The organism is Azospirillum agricola (genome assembly GCF_017876095.1).
In the GTDB taxonomy this organism is placed as follows: Bacteria; Pseudomonadota; Alphaproteobacteria; order Azospirillales; family Azospirillaceae; genus Azospirillum; species Azospirillum agricola.
Genome location: NZ_JAGINM010000009.1, coordinates 269,176 through 287,010 on the forward strand (window position 1 = coordinate 269,176; position 17,835 = coordinate 287,010).

The window sequence follows — 17,835 nt, forward strand, 5'->3', positions numbered from 1 at the left end:
TACCTGAGTATGCTCCATGGTGGATTGCTCCTATCAATGGACGGGCTAAGTCATGGGCGGATTTCTGGCGCGGATAAGCATCAGCCGTAAAATTTCTGTTGTGGTTGGTCTGATGACCGTTATCGCCGCGGTGATCGGAGGCATCGGTTTCGTTGGAATGCAGACGTATGACGGCCGGATCGACGACATTCAGGCGCGGTCGCAGAGGGCGTTGTTCGGCGAGCAGATCAGCGGGCTGGTCTACAAGATCGTCATGGACAGCCGGGGCCTCTACGCGGCCAAGACCAGGGACGAGGTTCTCCTGTTCAGCAAGGCCATCCAGGAATCGACGGCGACGATGGGCAAGCGTCTCGCTGCGTGGGAGAGCCTGCTGCCGCCGGGCAGCCGGGCCGATTTCCAGAAGATGGCCAGGAACGGCCACGACTTCATCGCGATCCGCAACGAGGTGGCCCGCCTCGGTCTGGAAGACGGTCCGGACGCGGCGGAGAAGCACGGCAACACGCCGGAGGGCCGGGCCAACCGCATCGCCTTCGGCAAGGAACTCGAAGCGACATCGCAGCGGAACATGGAGGCCATCCAGCAGGCCAACGACGAGCTGGATGCGTTCAACTCCCGCATGATCACGCTGATGCTGGTGGTCGGCATCGGCGGCATCGGCGCGACGGTCGTCGCCAGCGTCATCATCTCCCAATCCGGCATCGCCCGGCCCGTCGCCGGGATCACCGGCATGATGGAGCGGCTCGCCAACGGTGATCTGTCGGTCGAGGTGACGGGAGCCGAACGCGGCGACGAGATCGGCGGGATGGCCCGCGCGGTGGCGATCTTCCGGCAGAACGCCCTCGACCGCGAGCGCATGGCCGCAGCGGAAGAGGCCGAGCGCCAGGCCAAGGAGCGGCGCAACGTCGCGGTCGAGCGGCTGATCCGGGACTTCGACTCCGGCATGTCGGGCATCCTGCGCACGGTCAGCGCCGCCGCGACCGAGCTGGACGCCACCGCGCAAGGGCTGGCGCACACCGCCGAGCAGACCAACCGGCAGGCCGCCGGCACGGCGGCGGCGGCCGAGCAGGCGTCGGTCAACGTGCAGACCGTGGCGTCGGCGACCGACGAGCTGTCGGCGTCGATCCGCGAGATCAGCGGGCAGGTGTCCCGCTCCACCGCCATCGCCGGACAGGCGGTGGGCGAGGCGCAGGCCACCAACGGCCGGGTCCAGGGGCTGGTCGATCAGGCGCAGCGCATCGGCGACGTGGTGAAGCTGATCACCGACATCGCCAGCCAGACCAACCTGCTGGCGTTGAACGCGACGATCGAGGCGGCCCGCGCCGGCGAGGCCGGAAAGGGCTTCGCCGTGGTGGCGTCGGAGGTCAAGAACCTCGCCAACCAGACCGCCAAGGCCACCGAGGAGATCGCCAGCCAGATCGCCTCGATGCAGCAGGCGACCAGCGAGGCGGCGTCGGCGATCACCGGGATCGGCAGCACCATCGGCGCGATCAACGAGATCGCGACCTCCATCGCCTCGGCCATCGAGGAGCAGGGGGCCGCCACCGGCGAGATCGCCCGCAACGTCCAGGAGGCGGCGCGCGGCACCGGGGTCGTGACCGAGAACATCACCGAGGTCAGCCGCGGCGCCACCCAGACCGGCTCCGCCGCGACCCAGATGCTGGGCGCCGCGGGCGAGCTGTCCCGCCAGTCGGAGATGATGAAGGGCGAGGTCGAGCGCTTCCTGGCCGGCATCCGCGCCGCCTGAGCAGTGCCGGGGACAGGGGGGCTGCCATCGCAGCCCCCCTGTCCCCGTTCACGGCATCGCGTTGAAGTCGTCCAGCAGGGTGGCGATGCGGCCGCTGTCGCTCTGGTCCATGATGACGCGGGCGCGGCGGCTCGCCTCCATCATGTCGAGGCCGCGGATGCGCTTCTTCACCGCCGGGACCGAGGGCGGCGCCATCGACAGCTCGCGCACGCCCAGGCCCAGCAGCAGCGGCGCGTAGCGCGCGTCGCCGGCGATCTCGCCGCACACCGCCACCGGGATGCGCGAGCGCAGCGCCGCCTCGATGGTGAACTGGATCAGCCGCAGCACCGCCGGGTGCAGCGGGTCGTAGAGGGTCGCCACCTGCTCGTCGGCGCGGTCGATCGCCAGCGTGTACTGGGTCAGGTCGTTGGTGCCGATCGAGAAGAAGTCGGCGGCGTAGGCCAGCGCGTCGGCGGCGAGCGCCGCGCCTGGAACCTCCACCATCACGCCGACCGGCGGCAGCGGGTCGGCGATGGCGACGCCGCGGCGGCGCAGGCGGCGCGCCACCTGGCCCAGCATCTCGCGCACCTTCTGCACCTCCGGAACCGAGGTGATCATCGGCAGCAGGATGCGCAGCGGCCCGTGCGCCCCGGCCCGCAGCATGGCGGCCAGCTGGGTCTCCAGCAGCTTGGGCTCGCGCAGGCCGAGGCGGATGGCGCGCAGGCCCAAGGCCGGGTTGGCCGGCTCGCCGTAGCGCCCGGCCATCCAGCCGGCCAGCTTCTCGCCGCCGACGTCCATGGTGCGGGCGGTGACGGTGCGGCCGCCCATGCCCTCGACGACGGCGCGCAGCACGCCGTACTGCTCCTCCTCGTCGGGCAGGTGGTCACGGTTCATGAACAGGAACTCGGTGCGCAGCAGCCCGACGCCCTGGGCGCCGTTCTCCAGCGCGTGCTCCAGGTCGCGCGGCAGCTCCATGTTCGCCAGCAGGGTGATGGCGGTGCCGTCGCGGGTGACGGCCGGCAGCTTGCGCAGGCTCTTCAACTGCTCGCGCTCGCGGTCGCGGGCGGCGCGGCGGTCGCGGTACTCGGCCAGCAGCTCGGGCGGCGGGTCGATGACGACGCGGCCCTGCACGCCGTCGACCACCACAAGCACGCCGTTGCGCACCCCGGCCAGCAGGCCGGCGGCGCCGAGCACGGCGGGGAGGCCGAGCGAGCGGGCGAGGATCGCGGTGTGCCCCTCCGCCCCGCCCAGCACGGTGGCGAAGCCGGCGACCGCCTTGGGGTCGAGCAGCGCCGTGTCGGCCGGGGTCAGCTCCTCCGCCAGGATGATGCTGCCGGGGGGCAGGGTGGAGAAGGCCCGGTACTCGTGCTTCATCAGGTTGCGGGTCAGGCGGCGCCCGACCTCGCGGATGTCGGCGATGCGGGCGGCCAGATAGGCGTCGTCCATCCCGGCGAAGGTCTGGGCGATGGTGGCGATCTCCGCCTGGATGGCGGCCTCGGCGTTGACGCGCTCCTCGCGGATGCGGCGCTCGACGCCACGGGTCAGGCGGGAGTTGGTGACCATCGACAGATGGGCGTCGAGCAGGAAGCCGATCTCCTCCGACGCCGAGTCGGGCAGCACCAGCGCCTTGCTCTTCAGCTTCTTGATCTGGCGCCGCGCCTTGGCGGCGGCCTCGTTGAAGCGCAGAAGCTCGGCCTCGACGCCTTCGGGCGCGATCGCGTATTCCGGGATGGCGACGGAGCCGCTCTCCACCACATGGGCGGGGCCGATGGCGATGCCGGGGGATACTCCCAGGCCGCGCAGGGAACGGATCGGGGCGGCGGCCGGGGGGCCCGGCGGCGTGTCACTCTTCATCGAACTTGCGGTTGATCAGGTCGAGCAGGGCGGCCATGGCGTCCTCGGCCTGGGTGCCGTGGGCGCGCAGCTCCACGGTGGTGCCCGGTCCGGCGGCGAGCATCATCAGGCCCATGATCGATTCGCCCGACACGACGGATTCGCCGCGGCGGACCTTGATGTCGGCGTCGAAGGTGGCGACCAGCTTGACGAACTTGGCCGAGGCGCGGGCGTGCAGGCCGCGCTGGTTGGTGATGGTGGCGGTGCGGCGCAGCTCGCCGTCCAACGGGGCCGGATCGTCTTGGCTCATGCGGGATCAGTCCGACAGCAGGGAGGAGGCGACGTTGATGTATTTCTGCCCGGCGTCGCGGGCGGCGATGACCGACTTGTCGAGCGGCTCGGTCTTGCGGACGCTGGCCAGCTTGATCAGCATCGGCAGGTTGACGCCGGCGATCACCTCGACCTTCGCCTTGTCCATGATGGAGATGGCGAGGTTCGACGGCGTGCCGCCGAACATGTCGGTGAGGACCACCACGCCCGTCCCGTCATCGACCTCGGCGACCGAATTCAGGATGTCCTGGCGCCGCTGCTCCATGTCGTCGTCGGGGCCGATGCACACCGCGCGCACCTGGCTCTGCTCGCCCACCACGTGGAACAGAGCGGCGATGAACTCTTCGGCGAGTCGCCCGTGGGTCACAAGAACCATGCCGATCATGGGACATCCTTCAAGGTTGGAGCCTCCCCAGGAAACGTCGTTGCGGTGATTTTGATCATCGCCTGCCGGCTTTTGGATGATTTGTCGGGCGCATGGTCGTCAAGGCGCAAATTGCGTCACCCCTGTCCGGCGGCCGGCGGGCCGCCCGGCCCGCCCGCCACTCCGCCTGTTTGCCCGCCCGCTTGCCCACCCGCCGGGGCACCGGGACGGGCACCCAGGCGGCTCAACTCGCGGTGGCTGAGGTTGACCTTGATGCCGAGGTCGGCCAGCCACGCGGCCAGCCGCTCGGCGACGAACACCGAGCGGTGCTTGCCGCCGGTGCAGCCGATGGCGATGGTCAGGTAGCTCTTGCCTTCCTGGTTGTAGCGCGGCAGCAGCGGCCGCAGCAGCCCGGTCAGGTTGGCGAAGAAGGCGGGGAAGTCGGCGTCCCCCTCCACCCGCGCGGCGACGGCGGGGTCGAGCCCGGTCAGCGGGCGCAGGGCCGGGTCGTAATGGGGGTTGGTCAGGAACCGCACGTCGAAGACCAGATCGGCTTCGCGCGGCAGCCCCAGCCGGAAGGAGAAGGAGGTCACGAACACCTGGAGCGCCGCCTGCGCATCGCGTTGGAAATGCCCCGACAGGATGCGCCGCAAATCGTGAATGGACAGTTGCGTCGTGTCGATGGTCAGGTCGGCCCGCTCCTTCAGCGGGAACAGCAGGGTGCGCTCGCGCGCGATGCCGTCGGGCACCGTGCGGTCGATGGCCAGCGGGTGGCGCCGCCGCGTCTCGGTGAAGCGGCGTTGCAGCACCTCGTCGCCGCAGTCGAGGAAGACCAGCCGGACGTCGAGGTCGTCGCGCGCCTCCAGGTCGTCCAGCTCGTCCAGGAAGGTCTGGGCGGAAAAGTCGCGGGTCCGGCTGTCGATCACCAGGGCCAGCGGCCGGCGGCGCGGGTCGGCCTGCTGGAGCAGCGCCGGGACCAGCGACAGGCGCAGATTGTCGACGGCCTCGTAGCCCAGATCCTCCAGGGCCTTCAGCGCCACCGACATGCCGGCGCCGGACAGGCCGGTGACCAGCACGATGCGGCCGCGCTGCGCCGCGGGAACGGTGTCGAGGGTCTCGGTCGAGGCGGTGTGGGGGGGCATGGCCGGCACGGGATCGTTTTAGGGATGGGCGTCGAGGACGGCCGGCACCCGGCCCAGCGTGCCGGCCCGCGCGGCGGCGGCGGCCAGACGCAGCTTCGCCGGGGTTGAGGCGTCGAAGGGCGACAGGGCGAGACGGGGCAGCGGCACGCCATGGATCGTTTCGAAGGCGGGCTCGGGCAGCCGTTCCACCCGCTCCGCCGGGACGAGATCGACGACCAGCCCGACGGCGGCGGCGGGCGCGGTCGGCACCGGCAGGATGCCGACGCCGCGCACCTCCAGCAGGCCGGCGAGCGGCGCCGGGGCGCTGGCGACCAGACGGCCGTCCTCGACGCGCAGCAGGATCCGGTCGTCGGCGACCAGCCGCGCGCCACCGTCGATCAATCGCAGAGCCACATCGGATTTGCCGCTTCCCGAATCCCCTCTCAGCAACACGCCGATGTCGGAGAGCAGGACGCAGGTGCCGTGCATCGTCACCATGATCCCGCGAAGGTGAGCGGTGCCGCGGTTTCTGTCAATGGAGTCGGGGTAGGGGGGCCGGGGGGAAGGCGGGGGACCCTGAACAGGGCTCCCGCCATCCGCTCGCGCGGGCCATTGGGGAGCGCCGTTCAGGGCCCGGCGGATCCACGGCCGCCGCGGCGGATGCTTTCCAGCTCGCGGACCAGCGCGTCGCGGCGGCGGATCATCTCGTCGAGATCCTCCAGCTCCGCCGCCTCCTGGCAGGCGTCGCGGAAATCCTTCTCGCGCTTCAGGCGGAGCAGCAGGACCTTGTAGCTCTCGGCGATGCGGGTCAGGTGGCGCTGGGCGCCTTGCAGCGCCTCGGCCAGCTGGGTTCGTTCCTGCGCGGAATCGCGCATCATGCGGGCCAGCTCGCCCTGCTGGCGGCCGGCGTCGCGGATCAGCCGGGCCAGACGATAGCGCCGGATATCAATGACTTGAGCAGGGACTTGAGCGGGCACGGACATGATGACCCCCCATGGTTGCCCAGAGTCAGGCGCGCTCGCGAACGAAAGCCGGCGAACAATGCGAACGGTGACGACCATGGGCATGATCGACCCGCATTCGGACCTTGTCCACATCTTATCGAGGAAAAGCGCAACTTTTCGGCAAATCACCGCCGCAGCGGCAGCGTCACGCGGAAGTCGGCGCCAAGGATACGACCATCGGGGGAAAGTCGATTTTGTGCGTCAACCAAACCATCGTGAGCCTGAACTATTTGCTGCGAGATGGACAGACCGAGGCCGGAGTGGGTGCCGAACTTCTCGCCGGCCGGCCGTTCGGTGTAGAAGCGCTCGAAGATCGCCTCCTCCTTTCCTTCCGGAATGCCGGGGCCGTCGTCCGAAACGGTGACGCGCAGCAGGGAACCGGCGCGCCTTGCGGTGACGCGCACCGTTCCGCCGGGCGGCGAGAAGGACAGGGCGTTGGCGATCAGATTCTGGAACACTTGCGTCAAGCGTCCTTCCAGGCCCGGAACGATCAATCGTTCCTCATCCGGAACGTCGATGACGATGCGGGGGCCGTCGCCGGTGCTTCCGCCGTCCTCCGAGGCCTCGGCGGCGCGCTGGATGTCGGCCAGCATCGCCAGCATGGCGCCGATGTCGACCGGCTCCAGCTCGGCCCGCGACAGCTCGGCGTCGAGGCGCGAGGCGTTGGAGATGTCGCTGATCAGCCGGTCGAGCCGCTGGACGTCGTCGGCGATGATCGCCATCAGCCGGGCGCGGCGTCCGGGATCCTCGATGCGGCCCACGGTCTCCACCGCGCTGCGCAGCGAGGTCAGCGGGTTCTTGATCTCGTGCGCGACGTCGGCGGCGAAGCGCTCGATCGCGTCCATCCGCGCCCACAGCGCGGCGGTCATGTCGCGCAGCACGCCGGACAGCTCGCCGATCTCGTCGCCGCGCCGGGTCAGGTCGGGGATCTCGGTGTGGCGGCCGTGGCCGGTGCGCAGCCGGTCGGCGGCCTGGGCCAGCCGGCGGATCGGCCGGGCGATGGTGCCGGCGAGGTAGAAGGACAGCGCCACCGTCACCAGCAGCGCCACCGCGAACACCCGCAGGATGTCGAAGCGGACGGAGCGGATGGCGCGGTCGATCTCGCCGCCGCCGCGCGCCAGCAGCACGGCGCCCAGCACCTCGCGGTAGCGCTGGACCGGCACGGCGACGGTCAGCAGCAGCTCCGGCTCGCCGGCCGCCGACTCCACGCGCCAGACGGTGGCGCCGGTCTCGCCGGCCAGCGCGCGCTCGACGTCGGGGTTGGGCCGGCCGGTCTCCTCGCCGTGCAGCGGCAGCCCCTCGCGGCTCGGCGCCACGTCGATCAGACGGCTGTACAGAGTGTTGATCGCGCGCGATATGGCGTCGCCGGCGGGCGGAGCGGGCAGCTCGCGGATCTCGATGCGGCCGGTCGAGCCGGTCAGCACCCGGCTGTCGGACAGCATCCGGCCGTCGATGTCGAACAGGCGGGTGCGGGTCGCCGTCGCCTCGGCCAGCCGGCGGATCATCTGGCGCGCCAGCTCGGGCGCCAGCTCGAACCGTTCGCGCCCGCCATCCTCGCCGCTGGGCGACGGCGGGACGAGGATTCGGTTCACGGCGCCCTCGCCGAGCGCCGAGGCGAAGATGCGCGCCTCCGTCGCCAGCGCCTCCATCTCCGCCTGGATCAGCCGGTCCTGGTAGCGGCCGAGATAGAGCAGCCCGGCGACCAGCAGCGCCAGCGCCAGCACGTTGACCGCCAGGATGCGCAGGGTGAGCTTCGAGATGCCCCGGCGGCCCCGCCGCGCGGCGCTATTCCCGGTAACGGTAGCCGACGCCGTAGAGGGTCTCGATCTGGGCGAAATCGGCATCGATCGCCTTGAACTTCTTGCGGAGCCGCTTGATGTGGCTGTCGATGGTGCGGTCGTCGACATAGACATGCTCGCCATAGGCCGCGTCCATCAGCTGGTCGCGGTTCTTCACATGGCCGGGCCGCTGGGCCAGGGCCTTCACCAGCAGGAACTCGGTCACCGTCAGGTCGATGGGCTGGCCCTTCCAGGCGCAGGCGTGCCGCGCGCCGTCGAGCAGCAGCGGCCCGCGCGTCACCACCTGTCCGGGATCGACGGCCTCGCCGGCCTCGCCGCGCAGCGCCTCGCGGCGCAGCAGGGCGCGGATGCGCTCGATCAGCAGCCGCTGCGAGAAGGGCTTCTTGATGTAGTCGTCGGCCCCCATGCGCAGGCCCATCAGCTCGTCCAGCTCGTCGTCCTTGCTGGTCAGGAAGATCACCGGAAGCCGGGAGGTCTGGCGCAGGCGCTGGAGCAGCTCCATGCCGTCCATGCGCGGCATCTTGATGTCGAGCACGGCGAGGTCGGGCGGGCGCTGGGTCAGGCCGCGCAGGGCCTCCGACCCGTCGGTGTAGGTGCGCACCTCGAAGCCCTCGGCCTCCAGCGCGATGGAGACGGAAGCCAGGATGTTGCGGTCGTCATCCACCAGGGCGACGGTGTGGACCATGGTCGTCGGCGCGTCCTTTGTCGAAGGCGGGGGCAGGGGGGCGATGGGGGCGGCCATTCGGACCGATTATGACAGAGTCAAGGGAACCGCGGCAGTTTTCACTTTTCCCGCGCCATTTTTCTGGGCCAATATGGCGTCAATGCGGCGCCGAGCAACGGTGCCGCGCGGGAAGAGCGCACGCGCGGTTCGGTATGAGGTCCACACAAGCCCTTGGCGCGTCCTCCCCATCCGGGAAGGACGGCGCGGCGCCGTTCCCGGCGTCCCCTTCACCGCCCGCCCGGCCCGCGGCCCCGGCCGACGCCGCGCGCCGCCTGATGCGCGCCTGCGACCGGGCGACGCTGGCGACCGCCCAGCGCGGCGATGCCGCGGGGGCCGACGCCGCCGGCTGGCCCTACCCGTCGCTGGTGCTGGTTGCCCTCGACCATGACGGAAGCCCCCTTCTCCTGCTGTCGGCGCTGGCCGATCACAGCCGCAACATCGCCGCCGACGGGCGCGTCGGGCTGCTGTTCGACGGCACCGCCGGCCTGGCGCAGCCGCTGACCGGCGCCCGCCTGTCGGTGCTCGGCCGCATTGCGCCGACCGACGAGCCGCGCCACCGCGCGCGCTACCTGCGCCGCCATCCGGACGCCGCCTTCTACGCCGGCTTCGGCGACTTCGCGGTCCACCGGGTGGAGGTGGAGCGGGCGCATCTCGTCGCCGGCTTCGGCCGCATCCATTGGCTGTCCGCCGCCGAGCTGGGCTTCCCCAAGGTCGAACTTGCGCTGGCCGAGGCCGAACCCGATATCCTCGCGGGCATGGACGAGACGCACGCCGCCGCCCTGTCGACGCTGGCTCCGCCGCTCCCCGCCGGGGCCGGGGCCGGGGACGGGAGCGGCTGGACCCTGACCGGCATCGACCCCGAGGGGTGCGACCTTCGATGCGGGGGGTACGTCGCCCGCGTCGATTTTGACGAGAGAACAAGCGACCCCGAATCGGCTAGAATGGCCGTGGCCACCCTGGTCCAGCGCGCCGCCCGACCCGGCGGCGTGGACGGCCCCACGTGACTCCCATCGGCATGCCTGTCGGCGGGGGAGCCGGATCCACCGGCGGAACGAGCGCCCGAAGAGGCGTCGCCGCCCAAAAGCAACAACAAGCAGACCGAGCAAGCGGACAGCATCACCCGAGGACCAGACCGTCACCAACGGGCGCCGCACCAAGAACAAGAACGCGGCGCGCGACCAGCGCAACCAGGAGAACATGTCAGTGGACCATAACGGATCGACCCGTTTCCCGTCCGGGCCTCTCGCCCTTGGACCGCCTTTGGGACCGTTTCGGCGCGGCCTCCGTCCGGCGCGGCTGTCCGGCGGCTTCGGCCGCCGGTGCGCCGCCCGCGTGGGGCGCGGCTGATCCTGCGGCATCGCCCGCACCCTTGAGCACGACAACGGACAAAAGCAGGACCGGAGCGGCCGACGCCCCACGCACCGTCTGACGGTGCCATCCGCCAGCGACTCCCGATCGGCATCCGACGCCGGGGACGAGGCTGCGCGATGGTTCGGGGGAGGGGAGGAATGGCCGGTACCGGTACCGCATTCGAGAGGAAGACGATGACTGCAAGCACGCGGACGCGGAACACGAAGCTCCTGGCCTGGGTCGAGGAGATCGCGCTGAAATGCAAGCCGGAGCGCATCCACTGGTGCGACGGTTCGCAGGAGGAATACGACCGCCTCTGCAACGAGATGGTCGAGGCCGGCACCTTCATCCGCCTGAACGAGGCCAAGCGCCGGAACTCGTTCCTGTGCCGGTCCGATCCGGGCGACGTCGCGCGCGTCGAGGACAGCACCTACATCTGCTCCAAGACCCGTGAGGAAGCCGGTCCGACCAACAACTGGATGGACCCGGCCCAGATGAAGGCCAAGCTGGACGGCCTGTTCGAGGGCTGCATGCGCGGCCGCACCCTCTATGTGGTGCCCTTCAGCATGGGGCCGCTCGGCTCCGACATCGCCCACATCGGCGTGCAGCTCTCCGACAGCCCCTACGTCGCCGTCAACATGCGGCTGATGACCCGCATGGGCCAGAAGGTGCTGGACGTGCTGGGCGACGGCGACTTCGTCCCCTGCCTGCATTCGGTCGGCGCCCCGCTGGAGGCCGGACAGGCCGACGTGGCGTGGCCGTGCAACGCCGAGAGCAAGTACATCGTCCATTTCCCGGAGGAGCATTCGATCGTCTCCTACGGCTCGGGCTACGGCGGCAACGCGCTCCTGGGCAAGAAGTGCTTCGCGCTGCGCATCGCCTCCTCGATGGGCCGCGAGCAGGGCTGGCTGGCCGAGCACATGCTGATCCTCGGCGTCGAGAGCCCCACCGGCGAGAAGACCTACGTCGGCGCCGCCTTCCCGTCGGCCTGCGGCAAGACCAACTTCGCCATGCTGGTCCCGCCCGCCGAGTTCGAGGGCTGGACGGTCCGCACCATCGGCGACGACATCGCCTGGATCAAGCCGCAGCCCGACGGCACGCTGCGCGCCATCAACCCGGAGGCCGGCTTCTTCGGCGTGGCGCCGGGCACCAGCGTCAAGTCGAACCCGAACGCGCTGAAGACGCTCGACCACAACGTCATCTTCACCAACGTCGCGCTGACCGACGACGGCGATGTGTGGTGGGAGGGGCTGACCGACACCCCGCCGGAGCATCTGATCGACTGGCAGGGCAAGGACTGGACGCCGGGCTCCGGCCGTCTGGCGGCGCACCCGAACTCGCGCTTCACCGCGCCGGCGGCGCAGTGCCCGTCGATCGACCCGGCCTGGGAGGATCCGGCCGGCGTTCCGATCAGCGCCTTCATCTTCGGCGGCCGCCTGTCGAAGACCTTCCCGCTGGTGTTCGAGGCCTACAACTGGCGCGAGGGCGTCTACTGGGCGGCGACCATGGGCTCGGAGGCGACCGCCGCCGCCGTCGGCCAGGCCGCCATCCGCCGCGACCCCTTCGCCATGCTGCCCTTCTGCGGCTACAACATGGCCGACTACTGGAACCATTGGCTGTCGATGGAGAGCAAGGTCGAGAACCTGCCGCGCATCTACCGCGTCAACTGGTTCCGCAAGGACGAGAACGGCAAGTTCGTCTGGCCGGGCTTCGGCGACAACATGCGCGTCCTGAAGTGGATCGTCGACCGCGTGCGCGGCCGCGCCACCGAGGTCGCCGAATCGCCCTTCGGCTACTCGCCGCGCTACCAGGACCTGAACTGGAGCGGGCTGAGCTTCGGGCAGGAGAAGTTCAGCAAGATCATGGACATCGACCGCAAGGAAGCCGAGGCGGAAGCCAGGGACCAGGAGGAGCTGTTCAACCGCTTCGGCAGCCGCCTGCCGGCGGAGATCGAGCAGCAGCGCCTCGCCCTGCTGAAGCGTCTGGAGCAGAGCCCGGACGTCTGGCGCATCGGCTGATCCATCCGGATCGGAGCCGCTTCGGATCGATGCGGGTGTGGGGAAGGGGCTGCCGCGAGGCGGCCCCTTTTCCGTTCCGGCTCCCCGGGGGCGGAACCATGCCAGGGACGTGCCGGATCGGGGTGCGGCCGACGCAGGGCAGTCGCGCGGTGCGGGCCGGGCGATCATCCACTCAATTATATTGCGCACAATTAAATTTGGCGCTATGAATAAGCCCATCGAACACGAACCCAACCAAGACGAAGGAAACCGACCGATGACCACGCTCTACACCGCCAACGCCCGCACCTCCGGTGGCCGCGAGGGCCATGTCCAGACCGACGACGGCCTGCTGAGCCTCGACCTCGCCATGCCGAAGAGCCTGGGTGGCAAGGGCAACGCCACCAACCCCGAGCAGCTCTTCGCCGCCGGCTACGCCGCCTGCTTCGAGAGCGCGGTGCGCCACGTCGCCCGCCTGAAGAAGCTGCCGCTGGCCGACGCCTCGGTCGCCTCCACCGTCAACCTGTTGCAGACGCCCGAGGGCGGCTTCGCCCTGTCGGTGGCGCTGGCGGTCACGGTGAAAGGGCTGGAGCAGGCTGCGGCCGAGGAACTGGTTGCCACCGCCCACACCGTCTGCCCCTATTCCAACGCCGTTCGCGGCAACATCGACGTGGCTCTCAGCGTTCAGGCGGCATGACCGACGATCAAGACACAACCGGGCAGGACACAACCGGGCAGGACACAAGCGGGGGGGCGGCAGCGCCGCCCTCCTCCTCGACCCCCCAGGATGGCGGCGAGCTTCTGCGGCTCGACCGCCAGCTCTGCTTTGCGCTTTATTCGGCGAGCAACCGGATCACCCGGCTCTACCGGCCCCTGCTCGACAAGCTGGGGCTGACCTACCCGCAGTATCTGGCGATGCTGGTGCTGTGGGAGCGGTCCCCCCGCACGGTCGGCGAACTGGGCGACGCGCTGGATCTCGATTCCGGCACCCTGACCCCGCTGCTGAAGCGGATGGAGGCCAACGGCCTGGTCGCCCGCCGCCGCGACCCGGCCGACGAACGCCGGGTGATCGTCGAGCTGACCGACGCGGGGGCGGCGCTGCGCGAACCGGCGCTCTCGGTGCCCGTGACCTTGGCGTGTCATTTCGCCTTGCCGCTCGACGAGGTCGGCCCCTTGCGCGACCGCATCAAGGCCCTGCTTCCCCCGGAGAAACCCTGACGCGCCAGTCCTTTCGTGACAGGGGAGGGTGGTCCCGGTAGGATCGCCGCGCCCTGTCGCGATCGCGGTAGGCCGTTCGGGTGATTCACGGAAACTCAATGGATTCCGTCGCCATTCTGTCGCTGCGGCCCGGTGCCGGACACCACGGTGCAAGACATCGGGGTGTCGCGCATCGGCCGCCGGCATCGGTCGGCGCCGTGGCCGGATTCAAGAGGGAAGAAACCACATGTTCGTGATGATCGGCTTGGCGGTCGTGATCTTCAGCGTGTTCGGGGGCTATGTCCTCGGCGGCGGCCATATGGGCGTGCTGTGGATGCCGTTCGAGTTCATGATCATCCTCGGCGCCGGCGTCGGTGGCTTCTTCATCGCCAACCCAAAGAGCGTGATCACCCACACCGGCAAGGAGATGGGCCATCTTTTCAAGGGGCCCAAATACAAGAAGGAGGATTATCTCGAAGCCCTGACCATGATGTATCAGGTCTTCAAGATCGCCAAGACCAAGGGCCTGCTGGCGCTCGAACAGCACATCGAGAAGCCGGAGGACTCGCCTCTGTTCCAGCAATTCCCGAAATTCTACGCCGACCACCACGCCATCGAATTCCTGTGCACCTATCTGCGCCTGATGTCGCTCGGCGCCGACAACCCGCACGAGCTGGTCGACCTGATGGACGAGGATCTCGAGGCGATGCACCATGAGCACCAGGCGGTCGCCGACGCCGTCCAGGCGATCGCCGACGCGGTGCCGGCGCTGGGCATCGTCGCGGCGGTGCTGGGCGTGATTCACACCATGGGCTCGATCTCCGAGCCGCCCGAGGTGCTGGGCAAGCTGATCGGCGGCGCGCTGGTCGGTACCTTCTTCGGCATTCTCGTCGCCTACGGTTTCATGGCGCCGATCGCCAGCGGCCTGAAGGCCATCTACCACGCCGAGGGCAAGTATTATCAGGCGATGAAGACCGGGCTGATCGCCCATCTGTCCGGCTACGCGCCGGCGATCTCCGTGGAATACGCGCGCAACGTGCTGTCGCCCGAATACCGGCCGACCTTCGCCCAGGTGGAAGAGGCCACCGCCGCCCTGCCGCCGGCCTGACGGGGACGCGACATCATGGCCGAGGTCACCATCGCCTGGAACGCGGGCACGGTCGGCGAGTGGGACGCCCTGTTCGCCCGCGTCCGCTGCTCGACCCTCACGCAGAGCTTCGCCTATGGCCGGGCCATGGGGCGGACCTACGGCTACCTGCCCAAGCTGGGCGTGATCCGCCGCGACGGCGAGCCGGTCGGTCTGGTGCAGATCCTCGAACGCCGGATGCTGAAGCTGTTCCACGACCGCCAGCTCCACCGGGGCCCCCTGTGGCTGGACGGCATCGATCCGGACCCGGAGATTCTGGAGGCCACCTTCCGCCTGTTGCGCAAGGCGTGTCCGCGCTCGCCCTTCAGCCGCGCCAGCCTGCTGCCCGAACTGCCGGCCTCGCCGGAGACCGAGGCGCTGCTGCAACGCTGCGGTTTCCGCCGCGCCGGCCCCGGCTACCGGACGGTCTGGCTCGACCTGACCCCCAGCGCGGACGCGTTGATGGCCGGACTCGCGCGCGATTGGCGCCAGCGGCTGCGCGGGGCGGAAAAATCAGGTCTGCTCATCGACGCCGACTGGCAGGCCGGCAATCTTCCCTGGCTGATGAAGCAGGAGCATGACCAGGCAGCCGCCAAGGGTTTCCGCCCGATGACCGGCACCCTGGCGGTGCGGCTGCGCAACGCCATGGTCAAGGGTGGCGGGGCCGGCGACGGCGTGCTGATGGTGACGGCGCTGGAGAAGAAGACGCCGGTGGCCTGCGCCCTGGTCTTCCGCCACGGCGCGGCGGCGACCAGCCAGATCAGCTGGGCCAACGAGGCCGGCCGCAAGAGCAGCGCCATGCGTCTGGTCCTGTGGCGGGCGATGCTGGCTTTGAAGGAACGTGGCGTTCGCGCGCTCGACCTCGGCGGCGTCACCGACAGCGCGCCCGGCGTGACCGAATTCAAGCTGGGAACCGGCGGCCGCGCCGACGAGACGGTCGGTCAATACCGCTGAGCGCACCGGTTGCCGACCGTCGCCGCTTGGCCCATGCTGTGTCCATCCAACGTCCGGAGAGACGGATCGCCCACCATGTCCGACAACGAAGTGATGAAGCCGGGCGAGGCCGAACTCGCCATCGAACGCGCCATGAACCAGAAGCCGCAGGCGATGCTGATGCGCGAGAAGCTGCAAAAGCTGCTGGGTAGCGATGAGAGCGCCAAGCAGCTGGTCGGCGCCATCCGCAACATGATGAAGCAGGGCTGACGGCGAAGCCGCCGCCCCGATTCACCGGCCATCCTGATCCAGCGGGGTTCCGATCAGCAGGTCGTCGCCTTGGTGCAGCCCTTCTCCTCGCTCGGGCCGGGGCTGCGGGCCAGTTGCAGGCCGCTGCGGGCATCCTCGAAGGATTTGTCCAGCGACCGGACGGTCTGCTGGAAGGCTTGCAGTTCACGCCCTTGGAGCTTTTCGCCGGTCGGCAGATCGATCGAGCGCGGGTTGACCTGACGGCCGCCCTTCAGAACCTCGTAATGCAGATGCGCGCCGGTGACCCGGCCGGTGGCGCCGACATAACCGATGACGTCGCCCTGGTCGATCCGCGCGCCGCGCCGCATGTCCTTGGCGAAGCGGCTCATGTGGGCGTAGGCGGTGGTGATCTCGGTGTTGTGGCGGATGCGGATGTAGTTTCCATAGGCGCCGAACGGCCCGACCTGCTCGACCACGCCGCGGCCGGCGGCGTAGATCGGCGTTCCCTTCGGCGCACCGAAATCGACGCCCTGGTGCATCTTGCTGAAGCCCAGGATCGGGTGGTGCCGCATCCCGAAGCCCGAGGTGATGCGGGCGCCGTCGATCGGGGTGCGCAGCAGGGCGCGGCGGATGCTCTCGCCGTCGCGGTTGTAATAGTCGATGCGGCCGTCGCGTGTCTTGTGCCGGTAGATCGGCATCTCCTCGCCGCTCAAGGTCAGCGAGGCGTAGAGCACGTCGCCTTCGCCCACCGCCTTGCCGTCGGACGTCACCATCTTCTCGTAGAGGATCTCGAAGCCGTCGCCCGGTTGCAGGTCGCGCTGGAAATCGACGTCGTAGGAGAAGTCACGGATGAAGGCCATCATCACCGACAGCGGAACCCCGGCGGCGCTTCCGGCCTCGAACAGGCTGGAACGGACGGTGCCCTGGGCGGCCACCAGCTGCCGCGACACCGGCTTTTCCGTCTGGGTCGAGACGAAACCGGTCTCGCCCTTGCGCGCGATGGAGACGGAGCGCACCGGGTCCGGCACGAACTCCAGGCCGACGAACTTGCGGGCCCCTCCCCGGCGCGGCTCGAACAGGACGGTCACCTGCTGGCCGACCTTCAGCTTGCGGGGATCATAGACGTCGCGCAGCGCGGCGATGGCGCCGCTGGCCTCGTTGCGCGGGACCGCGGCGCTGGTCAGCAGATCCATCAGTGTGTCGCCGCGGCCGATGGACAGCGTGCGCCGGTCGATCGCCGCCCGCTCCGGCGCGCCCTTGCGGTCGGCGGCGGCGCGGTGGACCCGGTCCAACTCGCGCTCCATCTCGGTGGAGCGCGTCTCTGCGGCGAAGGCGCGCGGAGCGGTGGGAGTGGTGATCCCCGCCAGGGCGGCGGCGATCAAGGCGAGCGTGGGAAGGCGGCAAAGCCTCGAACGCACCGTCATTCTCCTATCGTTGCTCGATCCGACACGCGGGTGGGAGGAAGATGTCCCAATCGGTCGTGGTACGACCACAGGCAGGGACGATGCGCGTCGGTGCTGTTGCTGTCAATCGGCAGAAGGCCATCGGACGGGCCATCCGGCGGCGTCGCTTCGGGCGATTCCGGTCCGGTGTCCCAGGGGATGCTCCCTTACACCGAATCCGGGGTGGGCTCCGGTGAAAAGACGAACCGTCAGAAATTTTTCATGAGAGCGCAAAAAAGCGCTTGCCGGGTTCGGGTTGGGCGCCTATAACCCGCTCCACCGACGGGGCGGCGCTTCACGAAGCGGCGCGGCGGCGGAGAAAAAGGAAGCGGAAACAAGCGGTTGAGCTGGTTTGCGGTTCCGGTTTCGACCAAGACATCTCGGCCTTCTCCGGCCCGCCTCCCTGAAGAAGGGGGATGGGGGAGCGGTCGATGCGGCGCTTTCGGAAGCGCTGCGGGATCATTGACAAGTTAATACCGTGTTGTGAGAAGGGATGCGCAGGCGGCGGTGCTTTGAGTGCCGTTGAGAGCGGGGGTTCCGGTTCGGTTTGGGATCGGCACACACGCGGACGTCTGTTCGCATCCGAAGTTGAAGCAGTGATTTGAACGCAGAGCAATCTGCGTCGGGTTTGAGCTTGGGTTTT

17 protein-coding genes are annotated in these 17,835 nt (G+C 69.4%); 8 read left to right on the forward strand and 9 right to left on the reverse strand.

Annotated features, from left to right (window positions below; translation table 11 throughout):
• The first annotated feature begins 112 nt into the window (after nt 1-112).
• Nucleotides 113-1,744 carry a methyl-accepting chemotaxis protein gene (locus J2847_RS16085; protein WP_233474561.1) on the forward strand — a complete coding sequence of 544 codons (1,632 nt, stop codon included), beginning with the start codon at nt 113-115 and terminating at the stop codon, nt 1,742-1,744.
• A 48-nt stretch (nt 1,745-1,792) separates the two neighbouring features.
• On the opposite strand, the gene ptsP is transcribed toward J2847_RS16085, so the two are convergent.
• The 8 genes from ptsP to J2847_RS16125 all read right to left on the reverse strand — a co-directional run bounded on the left by ptsP (nt 1,793) and on the right by J2847_RS16125 (nt 8,859).
• A complete protein-coding gene (gene ptsP, locus J2847_RS16090; RefSeq protein ID WP_209779913.1) occupies nt 1,793-3,577 on the reverse strand; it encodes a phosphoenolpyruvate--protein phosphotransferase in 1,785 nt (594 codons plus the stop codon).
• On the reverse strand, nt 3,567-3,866 hold the full coding sequence (locus tag J2847_RS16095; RefSeq protein ID WP_209779914.1) for an HPr family phosphocarrier protein: 300 nt from the start codon (nt 3,864-3,866) through the stop codon (nt 3,567-3,569). The genes ptsP and J2847_RS16095 overlap by 11 nt, the downstream gene beginning before the upstream one ends.
• Nucleotides 3,867-3,872: 6 nt before the next feature.
• Nucleotides 3,873-4,271 (reverse strand): PTS sugar transporter subunit IIA, encoded by a 399-nt coding sequence (locus tag J2847_RS16100; RefSeq protein ID WP_209779915.1) that lies wholly within the window; start codon nt 4,269-4,271, stop codon nt 3,873-3,875.
• 116 nt (nt 4,272-4,387) lie between these two features.
• A complete protein-coding gene (gene rapZ, locus J2847_RS16105) occupies nt 4,388-5,392 on the reverse strand; it encodes an RNase adapter RapZ (RefSeq protein ID WP_209779916.1) in 1,005 nt (334 codons plus the stop codon).
• Nucleotides 5,393-5,410: 18 nt separating this feature from the next.
• Entirely contained in the window at nt 5,411-5,869 is a 459-nt protein-coding gene (locus J2847_RS16110; protein ID WP_209779917.1) for an HPr kinase/phosphorylase, read from the reverse strand.
• A 128-nt stretch (nt 5,870-5,997) separates the two neighbouring features.
• Nucleotides 5,998-6,354 carry a hypothetical protein gene (locus tag J2847_RS16115; RefSeq protein ID WP_233474562.1) on the reverse strand — a complete coding sequence of 119 codons (357 nt, stop codon included), beginning with the start codon at nt 6,352-6,354 and terminating at the stop codon, nt 5,998-6,000.
• A 146-nt stretch (nt 6,355-6,500) separates the two neighbouring features.
• On the reverse strand, nt 6,501-8,219 hold the full coding sequence (locus tag J2847_RS16120) for a stimulus-sensing domain-containing protein (RefSeq protein ID WP_209779918.1): 1,719 nt from the start codon (nt 8,217-8,219) through the stop codon (nt 6,501-6,503).
• Complete coding sequence (locus J2847_RS16125; protein WP_209779919.1) at nt 8,161-8,859, reverse strand: response regulator transcription factor; 699 nt, start codon at nt 8,857-8,859, stop codon at nt 8,161-8,163. Before J2847_RS16125 ends, J2847_RS16120 begins: the two co-directional genes overlap by 59 nt.
• Nucleotides 8,860-9,050: 191 nt before the next feature.
• On the opposite strand from J2847_RS16125, the gene J2847_RS16130 reads away from it, so the two are divergent.
• The 7 genes from J2847_RS16130 to J2847_RS16160 all read left to right on the forward strand — a co-directional run bounded on the left by J2847_RS16130 (nt 9,051) and on the right by J2847_RS16160 (nt 15,771).
• Nucleotides 9,051-9,902 carry a HugZ family pyridoxamine 5'-phosphate oxidase gene (locus J2847_RS16130; protein WP_209779920.1) on the forward strand — a complete coding sequence of 284 codons (852 nt, stop codon included), beginning with the start codon at nt 9,051-9,053 and terminating at the stop codon, nt 9,900-9,902.
• A 504-nt stretch (nt 9,903-10,406) separates the two neighbouring features.
• Nucleotides 10,407-12,266, forward strand: coding sequence for a phosphoenolpyruvate carboxykinase (GTP) (locus tag J2847_RS16135; RefSeq protein WP_267912537.1), 1,860 nt, complete (start codon nt 10,407-10,409; stop codon nt 12,264-12,266).
• 256 nt (nt 12,267-12,522) lie between these two features.
• Nucleotides 12,523-12,942, forward strand: coding sequence for an organic hydroperoxide resistance protein (locus J2847_RS16140; protein WP_085555654.1), 420 nt, complete (start codon nt 12,523-12,525; stop codon nt 12,940-12,942).
• Nucleotides 12,939-13,463: a MarR family winged helix-turn-helix transcriptional regulator gene (locus tag J2847_RS16145; protein ID WP_209779922.1), complete on the forward strand. Its 525-nt coding sequence runs from the start codon at nt 12,939-12,941 to the stop codon at nt 13,461-13,463. The genes J2847_RS16140 and J2847_RS16145 overlap by 4 nt, the downstream gene beginning before the upstream one ends.
• A gap of 226 nt (nt 13,464-13,689) precedes the next feature.
• A complete protein-coding gene (gene motA, locus J2847_RS16150; RefSeq protein WP_085555656.1) occupies nt 13,690-14,550 on the forward strand; it encodes a flagellar motor stator protein MotA in 861 nt (286 codons plus the stop codon).
• A gap of 15 nt (nt 14,551-14,565) precedes the next feature.
• A complete protein-coding gene (locus J2847_RS16155) occupies nt 14,566-15,522 on the forward strand; it encodes a lipid II:glycine glycyltransferase FemX (RefSeq protein ID WP_209779923.1) in 957 nt (318 codons plus the stop codon).
• 75 nt (nt 15,523-15,597) lie between these two features.
• The gene (locus J2847_RS16160) at nt 15,598-15,771 is read left to right on the forward strand and encodes a hypothetical protein (RefSeq protein ID WP_209779924.1); all 174 of its coding nucleotides are present in this window, start codon (nt 15,598-15,600) and stop codon (nt 15,769-15,771) included.
• Nucleotides 15,772-15,824: 53 nt separating this feature from the next.
• Here J2847_RS16160 and J2847_RS16165 read toward each other — a convergent pair whose 3' ends face one another.
• Nucleotides 15,825-17,168, reverse strand: coding sequence for a peptidoglycan DD-metalloendopeptidase family protein (locus J2847_RS16165; RefSeq protein ID WP_209779925.1), 1,344 nt, complete (start codon nt 17,166-17,168; stop codon nt 15,825-15,827).
• Between the last annotated feature and the right edge of the window lie 667 nt (nt 17,169-17,835).

Excerpts from the sequence above, each read along its gene's own strand:
- J2847_RS16135 (WP_267912537.1), top strand. The coding sequence starts at position 10,407 with ATGGCCGGTACCGGTACCGCATTCGAGAGGAAGACGATGACTGCAAGC.
- motA (WP_085555656.1), top strand. The coding sequence starts at position 13,690 with ATGTTCGTGATGATCGGCTTGGCGGTCGTGATCTTCAGCGTGTTCGGG.
- J2847_RS16125 (WP_209779919.1), bottom strand. The coding sequence starts at position 8,859 with ATGGTCCACACCGTCGCCCTGGTGGATGACGACCGCAACATCCTGGCT.
- J2847_RS16140 (WP_085555654.1), top strand. The coding sequence starts at position 12,523 with ATGACCACGCTCTACACCGCCAACGCCCGCACCTCCGGTGGCCGCGAG.
- J2847_RS16095 (WP_209779914.1), bottom strand. The coding sequence starts at position 3,866 with ATGAGCCAAGACGATCCGGCCCCGTTGGACGGCGAGCTGCGCCGCACC.
- rapZ (WP_209779916.1), bottom strand. The coding sequence starts at position 5,392 with ATGCCCCCCCACACCGCCTCGACCGAGACCCTCGACACCGTTCCCGCG.
- J2847_RS16155 (WP_209779923.1), top strand. The coding sequence starts at position 14,566 with ATGGCCGAGGTCACCATCGCCTGGAACGCGGGCACGGTCGGCGAGTGG.
- J2847_RS16110 (WP_209779917.1), bottom strand. The coding sequence starts at position 5,869 with ATGGTGACGATGCACGGCACCTGCGTCCTGCTCTCCGACATCGGCGTG.
- ptsP (WP_209779913.1), bottom strand. The coding sequence starts at position 3,577 with ATGAAGAGTGACACGCCGCCGGGCCCCCCGGCCGCCGCCCCGATCCGT.
- J2847_RS16160 (WP_209779924.1), top strand. The coding sequence starts at position 15,598 with ATGTCCGACAACGAAGTGATGAAGCCGGGCGAGGCCGAACTCGCCATC.
- J2847_RS16145 (WP_209779922.1), top strand. The coding sequence starts at position 12,939 with ATGACCGACGATCAAGACACAACCGGGCAGGACACAACCGGGCAGGAC.
- J2847_RS16130 (WP_209779920.1), top strand. The coding sequence starts at position 9,051 with ATGAGGTCCACACAAGCCCTTGGCGCGTCCTCCCCATCCGGGAAGGAC.
- J2847_RS16100 (WP_209779915.1), bottom strand. The coding sequence starts at position 4,271 with ATGATCGGCATGGTTCTTGTGACCCACGGGCGACTCGCCGAAGAGTTC.
- J2847_RS16120 (WP_209779918.1), bottom strand. The coding sequence starts at position 8,219 with ATGCCGATTTCGCCCAGATCGAGACCCTCTACGGCGTCGGCTACCGTT.
- J2847_RS16085 (WP_233474561.1), top strand. The coding sequence starts at position 113 with ATGACCGTTATCGCCGCGGTGATCGGAGGCATCGGTTTCGTTGGAATG.
- J2847_RS16115 (WP_233474562.1), bottom strand. The coding sequence starts at position 6,354 with ATGTCCGTGCCCGCTCAAGTCCCTGCTCAAGTCATTGATATCCGGCGC.